The 8,839-nt window shown below is 72.1% G+C and carries 7 protein-coding genes and 1 pseudogene; 2 read left to right on the forward strand and 6 right to left on the reverse strand.

Features of this window, described 5'->3' with window-relative positions; genetic code table 11:
- Positions 1-203: pseudogene (locus ACTIR_RS26460) on the reverse strand (EamA family transporter); the annotation flags it as partial.
- Between the two features lie 250 nt (positions 204-453).
- On the opposite strand from ACTIR_RS26460, the gene ACTIR_RS0109070 reads away from it, so the two are divergent.
- Positions 454-633, forward strand: coding sequence for a DUF7455 domain-containing protein (locus ACTIR_RS0109070; protein WP_007025060.1), 180 nt, complete (start codon positions 454-456; stop codon positions 631-633).
- A 199-nt stretch (positions 634-832) separates the two neighbouring features.
- Here ACTIR_RS0109070 and ACTIR_RS0109075 read toward each other — a convergent pair whose 3' ends face one another.
- From ACTIR_RS0109075 to ACTIR_RS0109095, 5 genes are all read right to left on the reverse strand, one after another.
- Positions 833-2,002, reverse strand: a complete 1,170-nt coding sequence (locus tag ACTIR_RS0109075) for an ROK family protein (protein ID WP_026454023.1) — start codon at positions 2,000-2,002, stop codon at positions 833-835.
- A 24-nt stretch (positions 2,003-2,026) separates the two neighbouring features.
- Positions 2,027-3,475, reverse strand: coding sequence for a sugar ABC transporter permease (locus tag ACTIR_RS0109080; RefSeq protein ID WP_026454024.1), 1,449 nt, complete (start codon positions 3,473-3,475; stop codon positions 2,027-2,029).
- 75 nt (positions 3,476-3,550) lie between these two features.
- Positions 3,551-4,351: an ATP-binding cassette domain-containing protein gene (locus ACTIR_RS0109085; protein ID WP_026454025.1), complete on the reverse strand. Its 801-nt coding sequence runs from the start codon at positions 4,349-4,351 to the stop codon at positions 3,551-3,553.
- Complete coding sequence (locus ACTIR_RS0109090; RefSeq protein ID WP_026454026.1) at positions 4,348-5,472, reverse strand: sugar ABC transporter substrate-binding protein; 1,125 nt, start codon at positions 5,470-5,472, stop codon at positions 4,348-4,350. Before ACTIR_RS0109090 ends, ACTIR_RS0109085 begins: the two co-directional genes overlap by 4 nt.
- A 394-nt stretch (positions 5,473-5,866) precedes the next feature.
- Positions 5,867-7,663 (reverse strand): DEAD/DEAH box helicase, encoded by a 1,797-nt coding sequence (locus tag ACTIR_RS0109095; RefSeq protein ID WP_026454027.1) that lies wholly within the window; start codon positions 7,661-7,663, stop codon positions 5,867-5,869.
- A gap of 183 nt (positions 7,664-7,846) precedes the next feature.
- Here ACTIR_RS0109095 and ACTIR_RS22470 point away from each other — a divergent pair.
- Positions 7,847-8,839 (forward strand): YihY/virulence factor BrkB family protein (locus ACTIR_RS22470; protein WP_154663704.1); only part of this gene is annotated, 993 nt, incomplete at its 3' end.

Below are 8,839 nucleotides of genomic sequence, written 5' to 3' on the forward strand. Positions count from 1 at the left end.
CACGCCGCGCGGGCGGGCCGCCGCCACGCCAGCAGGATCAGCGCCGCCCCGAGGCAGCGGAGCCAGGCGACCCCCGCGGGGGAGGCCACGTCGAACAACCACACCGCCAGCGCCGCGCCGACGTACATCGAGATTCCGCTGAGAACGAACACCGCCGGGGCGGGAACGGCGTCGACTCCGCGTCGGAGGATCGGGACCTGCACGCCGACGATCGTGCCTGACCACCGGGAACACCGTCGCGGGAGGGCCTTCCGGACCCGGTCGCGGCGGGTCGTGCGGGGTGGCGGCGCCGGACGTGACACGTCTCCCACGCCCCGGCGGAACACTTGCGAGGAACAAATCGTCTGTAAGAGTGGAGGCAGCGACACCGCGATCGGGGGTGACCCGGACTCGGTGGTCGCGGCTGAACTGATGGCATCGGCTTGCGATGCCGGGACGGAGGGAGACTCTCCAATGACATCATCGACGCTCACCCGCCCCGAACTGACCGCTGCGGACCGCTGCGACCGTTGCGGCGCCGCGGCGCAGATGCGTGCCGTGCTGCCCAACGGTGGTGAACTGCTGTTCTGTGGCCACCACGGACGTGAGTACGAGGCCAAGCTGAAGGAGCTGGAAGCCGACATCCAGCGCTGAGCCGTCACCGACAGCCGCGAGAAAGGGCGGGGACCCGGTCGGGTCCCCGCCCTTGTCACGTCCGGCCCCCTCCGGCGGGGTGGTGTGCCGTGAAGGACTCCTTCACGGCATCTCACGCAGCGAAGGAGGCCCTCACGGCGTCACACGCAGGCAAGGGGGCCTTCACGGCACGACCGGAACGATCGGCGGGCGGGGCGGCTCACACCGTGTCGAGGACGTCCTCGAAGGCGGCCTCGGCGGCGCCGAGCAGCTTCACGTCGGTGCCCAGGGCCGAGGTGCGCACCCGGACGCCGCCGAGGGCCCGGCTGACCAGGCTCCGGGCGCGCACGGCGCGGTCCACGTCGTCCAGCACCGGGGCGGGCAGTTCGGTGAACAGGTCCCCGAGCACGACCAGTTCGGGACCGAACAGGTTCACCACGTTGACCAGGCCCAGCGTCAACCACTCCGCCAGGTCGCCGATCCTGCGACGGGCCCCCTCGTCGTCCGCCCGCAGCTCCCGCAGGGCGGCCACCACCCGGCCCCGGGAACTGGTTTCCGGCAGCCCCAGCGCCCGGCAGAACGCCGCTTCCCCCACCTCGGTCTCCCAGCACCCCGTGCTGCCGCAGTAACAGGGGCGCCCGCCGGGGTGGACGGCCATGTGCCCGATCTCGCCGAGGTAGCCCGCACCGCCGCGCAGCGACGCGCTCTGGGCGATGACTCCCCCGCCCACCCCGATGTCGGCGGAGACGAAGACCACGTCGGCCGCCCCGGTGGCCCTCCCGCGCAGGTTCTCGGCCAGCGCTCCCAGCTCCGCGTCGTTGCCGACCACCACCGGCATGTCGAGTGCCCGCGTCAACCGGCTGCCCAGCGCGACGTCGGACCAGCGCAGGTTGGGCGCCTCGTGGACGTGCCCGTCCGCGCGGCGCACCACCCCCGGCACCGAGATGCCACAGGCCACGGGTCGCACGCCCAGGTCCGCGGCGAGCGGGCCCGCGGACTCCACCAGCCGGGTGATGACCTCCTCCGGGGTCCGGGTGCGCTCGCGCAGGTTCCAGCCGTCCCGGCCGAGGATCTGTCCGCCGAGGCCGACCAGCGCCAGCGCCACGTGCCCCACCCGCACATCCACGGCGAGCACGACCGCCGCCTCCGGGCGGGGCAGCACCAGCAGCGACGGTCTGCCCGCCTGCCGCTGGGTGCGGGGCACCCGTTCGGCGACCACCCCGGCCCCGGCCAGACCGTCCACCAGCGTCTTGATGGTGCTGCGGTTCAGGCCGAGTTCGCCGGCCAGACTCGCCCGGGTACACGGGCCCGTCAGGTGCAGGGTCCGCAGCAGGGTGGAGCGGTTGTACCGGCGCACCTCGTCCGGCCGGGCCACGGGAGTGCTGGTCACAGGGTCATCGTCGCATCACCCGGCTCAGCGGGCCCCGGCGCCCGCACGGCGCCGGGAGAGCGCGTCCACCGTGGCGGCCAGCAGCAGCACGAGGCCGGTCACGATGGAGACCACCGCGGCGGGCTGCGCGAGCAGGCCGAGCCCGTTGGCGATCACGGCGAGGACCGTGCCGCCGATGACGGCGTCGGAGACCCGGCCGCGCCCGCCGAACAGCGAGGCCCCGCCGATCACCGCGGCGCCGACGGCGAACAGCAGCGTGTTCAGGCCACCGGCCTGTGGGTCCACCGAACCGACCTTCGACGAGTACACCACGGCACCGAGGGCGGCGGTCGTCGAGCACACGACGAAGACGCTGGCGCGGATCCGGGTGACGTCGATGCCCGCGCGCCGCGCGGCCTCCCGGTTGCCGCCGACCGCGTAGATGTGCCTGCCGTACCGGGTCCGGTTGAGCACGTAGGTGCCCAGCACGAGCAGTCCGAGCACGATCGGCACCACGTACGGCACCCCGCTGATGACCACCGAGGGGTTCGGTGACCGGTTCACGGTGAGCAGCGCCGTCGCCACGGCCCCGAACACGGCCAGTGCGCCCACCTTGGTCAGCACCAGCGGCGTCGGCCGGGTGACCAGACCCCGGCGGATCCGGCGGAAATGACCGCCCAGGGTGATGGCGGCGTAGCCACCGACGGCGACGACGTACAGGGCCCAGCTGCCGAGCGTCGACAGGTTCCCGTTGGCGACCGCGTTGAGCACCGGGGAGGTGCTGATCCCGAGGACGCCCCCCTCCCCGATGAACTGCAGGATCACGCCCTGCCAGGTGAGGAACAGGGCCAGGGTGACCACGAAGGACGGCATGCCGATCCGGGCCACCAGGTAGCCGGTGATGCACCCGATCGCGGTGCCCACGCACAGTGCGAGCAGGATCTCCACCCACGGGTTCGCCGGGATCCCCGCGCTCGCCAGCACGATGCCGAGCACCGAGACCGCGCTGCCCACCCAGATGCGCAGCAGCGCGGCGAGCAGGGCGGCCAGGGCCAGCGCCGCCAGGAACACGACGAACACCGTCGAGCCCATCCCGCCGAGCAGGTTGCCGTTCTCGACGTAGTGCATGGCCAGCACGGCGCCCGCCGCTCCGGACGCCGTGCCCGCCGACAGGTCGATCTCGCCGACCAGCAGGACGAAGACGATGCCCATCGCGATGATGGTCTGCCCGGCGCCCTGGGCCAGCAGGTTGGCGAGGTTGTGCAGCGACAGGAAGACGTCGGACAGCACGGTGAACATCACCATCAACGCCACCAGCCCGAGCAGGGCGGGCAGCGAGCCCAGCTGCCCTCCGCGCAGCCGCGCGAGGTAGTCGCGCACGGCCTCGCGGGTGGACAGCGCGGTGGTGTCGATCCCGAAGTCGGCGATCACCGCGTCGCCGGAGGCGGGGTCGGCCGCCGTGTCCGGCGACGCGGAGGAGGAGGTTTCCGTCATGACGCCCTTTCCTGGTCCTGCCTGCCTTGGTCGCGTCCCGCGGTGCCCGCCCGGCGCCCCGCGGACGGGGCCGTGTTACAGCGCGGCCGTGTCCGGGCGGGCCAGTCCGAGCTCCCCGGAACGGCCCGCGGTGATCAGTTCGACGACCTGGCCGTGCGTCACGTCCCGGGCGGGCACCTCCGCGGCCACCCGCCCGAGGTAGAGCACGGCGATCCGGTCGGCGACCTCGAACACGTCCGCCATGTTGTGACTGATCAGCACGACCCCGAGGCCCGTGTCGGCGAGCCTGCGCACGAGGTCGAGCACCTGCCGGGTCTGCGCCACCCCGAGCGCGGCGGTGGGCTCGTCCAGCAGCACCACGGAGCTGTCCCACAGCACGGATTTCGCGATCGCCACGGTCTGCCGCTGACCACCGGAGAGCGAGGACACCGGGGTGCGCACCGATTTGACCGTGCGCACCGACAGGGAGGCCAGGGTCGACCGGGCCGCCTGCTCCATGGCCGCCTCGTCCAGCAGCCACGGACTCCCCCGTTCCCGGCCGAGGAACATGTTCTCCACGATGTCCAGGTTGTCCGCGAGGGCGAGGTCCTGGTACACCACCTCGATCCCGAGGTCCGCCGCGTCGGCGGGGCCGCGGATGTGCACCGGCTCGCCGCGGAACCGCACCGTGCCCGACTCCGCCGCGTGGATGCCGGCGATGCACTTCACCAGCGTCGACTTGCCCGCACCGTTGTCCCCGACCAGCGCGGTGACCTCGCCCGCCCGCACGGAGAGGTCGATGTCGTGCAGGACGTGGACCGGACCGAAGCTCTTGTTCAGCCCGTCCAGCCGCAGCGCGGGCTCGACCGCGGGTTCCGCCGTTGCCGTGCCGCTCACGAGATCCCCAGTTCCTCGCAGTCGTCGACCAGGTCGTCCACGCACAGGTCGGAGGCGTCCACGTAGCCCTCGTCGACGACGCGCTTGACGTTGTCCCGGGTGATCAGGTGCGGTTCGAGCAGCACCGAGGCCACCTCCCGGTCGCCCTCCGGGTCCTCGGTCACGTCCCCGGCGAGCTCGTCGGCGGCGGCCCTGTCCCCCTCGGCGAGCGCGGCGGCGAGCTCCGCGGTGGCCTCGGCCTCCTTCTTGATCGGCTTGAACACGGTCATGTACTGGTCGCCGCGCAGGATGCGGCGCAGCCCGGCCGGGGTGGCGTCCTGACCGGTCACCGGCACGGTGCCGGCGAGACCGTTCTTGCGCAGTACGGTGATCACCGCCCCGGCCAGCCCGTCGTTGGCCGCGACGACCCCGTCGACCGAACCGCCGTTGGCGGTGAGCACCTGCTCGAAGATGGTGCCGCCGCGCTGGTTGTCCCAGTTGTCGATCGGTTCGCTGCGCACGAGCTCCAGCTCGCCGGAGTCGTACAGCGGCTGGAGGACGTTGCGCTGCCCCTCGTGGAAGAGCGTGGCGTTGTTGTCGGTCGGGGCACCCTCGATCTCGACGACCTCGGCGCCCTCCTGCCCCTCCAGAGCCTGGGCCATGCCCTCGCCCTGGAGTTCGCCGACGCGGACGTTGTCGAACGAGACGTAGTAGTCGGAGCTCCCGCCGAGGTTGAGCCGGTCGTAGTCGATGGTGGGGATGCCCGCGTTGTTCGCCTCGGCCGCGACCGTGCTGCCGACCTCGCTGTTGATCGAGGCGATGATCAGCACCTCGACCCCGCGGGCGATCATGCCGTCGGCCAGGGTGCTGAACTTCTGCACCTCCCCCTGGGCGTTCTGCACGTCCGGGTCGAAGCCCTCCGCGCGCAGCGCCTCCTCCAGCATGGGTTTGTCGAAGCCCTCCCAGCGCGACGACGAGGACGTCTCGGGAAGGATGACGCCCACCGAGCCCAGCGGCGCCTCCCCCTGTCCGTTCTGCCCGTCGTCGCCCTCGGCGCCGCCCCCGGCGTTGGCCCCGCACGCCGCGAGCGTCACCGTCATGGCGATCGCGCCGGCACCGGTGGCGAGTCTGTTCGTCCGCATCGGCCACCCCTTCTCGAGTATGTTGCGGCGCACAACATATGCCCCGCATCACACAAAAGGGAAATCTGTATCGATCCAGTCGACCCCCCACTCGCGAGTCGCCACCCCACACCCGCGAGTCGACGCTCCATGCCCGCGAGTCGCCACCTCGTGCCCGTGAGTCGACGCTCCACTTCAGCGGCCGGCTGACGCGGCGAGAGCGCGAATGCGTGGTATTCAGAGCGCCGGGGAATGCAGTTCGCAGTACGACCGGCGCCCGGACGCCCACTCGCGGACCCGGAGGGTCAACTCGCGGGCATGGAGCGTCAACTCGCGGTGCTGGGGTGGCGACTCGCGGTGCTGGGGTGGCGACTCGCGGTGCTGGGGTGGCGACTCGCGGGGGCGGGTGGGGTGGTCACCAGGAGCGGAGAGTGGCGATGCGCTCCTCCAGTTGTTCGACCGTGGCCATCGCGGTGGGTGGGCCGCCGCAGACGCGCCGTAGTTCGTTGTGGATCGCGCCGTGCGGCTTCCCGGTGCGGTGGTTGTGCAGCCCGACGAGGGTGTTGAGTTCCTTGCGCAGGGCCTTCAGTCGCTCGTTCACCGACTGCGGGCGTGGTGCGGGCGCCTGGCCGGACGACGGATCCGGCTCGCCCTGCCCGGCCGCACCCGTCGACCTCCCTGTGCCGGATCTGCGGCGTTTGGCGTCGGCGAGCTGTTCCTCCTGGCGCTTGCGCAGCAGCGCGCGCATCTGGTCGGCGTCGAGCAGTCCGGGAAGCCCCAGATACTCCTGCTCCTCCTCGCTGCCCGAGAACGTCGCGGTGCCGAACGAGTTGCCGTCGTAGATGACCTGGTCCAGCTCCGCGGAGGCGCCGAGCGAGGTGAACGCCTTCTCCTCCTCGCCACGCTCGTCGTCGGTGCGGTTGGCCGCGACGAGGAGTTCGTCGTCCCAACCCTCCTTCTCCCGGTCCGGCTTGCCGAGCACGTGGTCCCGCTCGGTCTCCAGCTCGCTGGCCAGCTCCAGCAGCACGGGCACGCTCGGCAGGAACACGCTCGCGGTCTCCCCCGGCTGCCGCGACCGCACGAACCGGCCGATGACCTGGGCGAAGAACAACGGGGTGGACGCCGACGTGGCGTAGACGCCCACCGCGAGCCGGGGCACGTCGACGCCCTCGGACACCATGCGCACCGCCACCAGCCACCGGTCGGTCGATTCGGCGAACTCGCCGATCCGCTTGGTGGCCTTCGGGTCGTCGGAGAGCACCACGACCGGCTGCTCCCCCGACACCCGGGCGAGGATCTTCGCGTACGCCTTGGCCGACTCGTGGTCGGTGGCGATGACCAGCCCGCCCGCGTCGGGCACCCCGCCCGCCCGCAGCTGGGTGAGCCGGGTGTCGGCGGCCTGCAGCACCGAGGGGATCCACTCCCCCGACGGGTCGAGGGCCGTGCGCCAGGCCCGCGCGGTTTGCTCGGCGGTGAGCGGTTCGCCCAGCCGGGCGGTGAACTCGTCGCCCGCGCTGGTGCGCCAGGACGTCTCCCCGGAGTAGGCCAGGAACACCACCGGGCGCACGACCCCGTCGGCCAGGGCGTCGGCGTAGTTGTACGAGGAATCGGCCTTGCTGCGCAGTGCCCCGTCGGCGTCCGGTTCGTAGGTCACGAACGGGATCTGGGCGTCGTCGCTGCGGAACGGCGTCCCCGTCAGCCCCAGCCGCCGCACGGCCGGGGTGAACGCCTCGAAGATCGCGTCGCCCCACGACTTCGCGTCCCCGGCGTGGTGGATCTCGTCGAGGATCACCAGCGTCTTCCGGTTCTCCGTGCGCACGCGGTGCAACGTCGGGTGCGCGGCCACCTGGGCGTAGGTCACCGCGACGCCCCGGTAGTCGGGGGAGGTGACGCCGGTGCCGTTGGTGAAGTTGGAGTCGATCGGGATGCCCGCCTCCTCCGCGGAGGCCGCCCACTGGTGCTTGAGGTGCTCGGTGGGCGTGACGATGGTGACCGCCTCCACCGTGCGGTCGGACAGCAGCTCCGCGGCGATGCGCAACCCGAACACGGTCTTGCCCGCGCCCGGCGTGGCCACCGCGAGGAAGTCCTTCGGCTTGCGGCTGAGGTATTTCGCCAGCGCACGGCGCTGCCAGGCGCGCAGCGGCCGGGCTGTCGCGTCGTCCGCCGGTTCGGGTGCGGCGACGTCCCCCCGGGCTCCGGCCGTGTCCGACACCGACGCTTCCCTCCCTCGCGAGCTCACGACACCGGCATGCGAAAACCCCCACGACGGCGGCCGGCGGCCGTGCCGGCTGCGCGGTGAGGGCGCACCGGGCAGCCTACCGCCTCCCGCAGGGACGGCGACGGAAAGGACACGCCGAGCGGGGAAAGAGCGAGACGCGGGCGGCCGCGATGGACCATGCTGGACACCGCGATGCGGAGGCGTGAAGACGGTAGCCAGCAGCCCCCCGGTCCCGGCAGGCGGCCCGGGGGTGCGGGTCCGCTGCGCCTGGTGCGCCGCACGATGGCCCGGGCCTGGGGCGGCAGCGTCTTCGCCGAGGCCGCCGAGGCCGCGTTCTGGCAGACGCTGTCCCTGCCGCCGTTGCTGCTCGGCCTGCTGGGCAGCCTCGGCTACGTCGGTGACTGGTTCGGCGAGGAGGTCGTGCGCCGGGTTCAGCAGCGGATCCTCGCCTTCTCCGACACGATCTTCAGCGACAGCATCGTCACCGGCATCATCGCGCCGACCGTGAACGACATCCTCACCACCGGCAAGGGCCAGATCGTGTCGGTGGGTTTCCTCATCTCCCTGTGGGCGGGTTCGTCGGCGATGGCCTCGTTCGTCGACGCGATCACCGTCGCGCACGACCAGCACCGCGTGCGCAACGAGATCTGGCAGCGGTTCCTCGCCCTGCTGCTGTACCTGGCGAGCCTGGTGGTGCTGGTGGTCGGACTGCCCGTGATCGCGATCGGGCCCGGGCTGCTGCCGGAGTTCTTCCCGGAGCCGTGGCGTCCCGCGATCGCGTCGTGGCTGTCGGTGCTGTACTACCCCACGTTGGCGGTGCTGCTGGTGCTCGCGCTGGCGACGCTGTACAAGCTGGCGCTGCCGCGCAAGCTGCCGTGGCACCGGGGCGTCCCGGGCGCGATCCTCGCGATGGGGATCTTCCTGCTGTCCAGCGTGGGCCTGCGCGTCTACATCGCGTGGATCACCACCACCGGCTACACCTACGGCGCGCTCGCCACCCCGATCGCGTTCCTGCTGTTCACGTTCTTCATCGGGCTGGCCATCATCACCGGCGCCTACTTCAACAGCGCGATCCAGGAGCTGTGGCCCGCGCCGAGCACCCGGCGGCAGCGCCGTCGGTGGCGCGGCCCGGAACGGGGACGCAGCGGCGGGCGGCTGCGTACGGCGCGG

It is taken from the genome of Saccharomonospora iraqiensis subsp. iraqiensis, assembly GCF_000430445.1.
In the GTDB taxonomy this organism is placed as follows: Bacteria; Actinomycetota; Actinomycetes; order Mycobacteriales; family Pseudonocardiaceae; genus Saccharomonospora; species Saccharomonospora iraqiensis.